The 439-nt window shown below is 35.1% G+C and carries 1 protein-coding gene; it reads left to right on the top strand.

Features of this window, described 5'->3' with window-relative positions; all coding sequences use genetic code 11:
- The first annotated feature begins 76 nt into the window (after positions 1-76).
- Entirely contained in the window at positions 77-409 is a 333-nt protein-coding gene (locus ACYVTD_RS16925) for a hypothetical protein (protein WP_461248813.1), read from the top strand.
- Positions 410-439 lie beyond the last annotated feature (30 nt).

Below are 439 nucleotides of genomic sequence, written 5' to 3' on the forward strand. Positions count from 1 at the left end.
GTTTCTAAAGAGGTTGGCGCGAGACCGAAAAGCAAAATTTTAGAGAATTTAACTTCAAATTTATAGGAGAATTATAATGGCGAAATTTAGAAAATCTCTTTTTGGGTATAATAAAAAACAGGTTTTTAAGTACATAACTGAGACTGATGCTAAGATTGCTGAGCTTTTGGATAGCAAAGAAAAAGAAATAGAAAGCTTAAAAGCTATTGAAGATATTGTAACAGAAGACATTGCGAAAGCACTTGAGCCTGTTGCGCATCCCATTTATATTCAAACTGAAGAGGATATCGCGCGGAAAAAGAGAGAGCTTGAAGTTGTTATGGCGGAACTTGCTGGTTTGAAGAAAAAGGCGAAGGAAGTTATCGAAGGGCTTGATAAAGGTTTCGAAGAGTTAGAAATCGGAGAATAAAATATTAAATATTTGCAAGAGATATACGCC

Source organism: Treponema sp. R6D11 (assembly GCF_054786075.1).

Bases quoted from the DNA above. Each gene is read 5' to 3' on its own strand.
- ACYVTD_RS16925 (WP_461248813.1), top strand. From the start codon at position 77: ATGGCGAAATTTAGAAAATCTCTTTTTGGGTATAATAAAAAACAGGTT.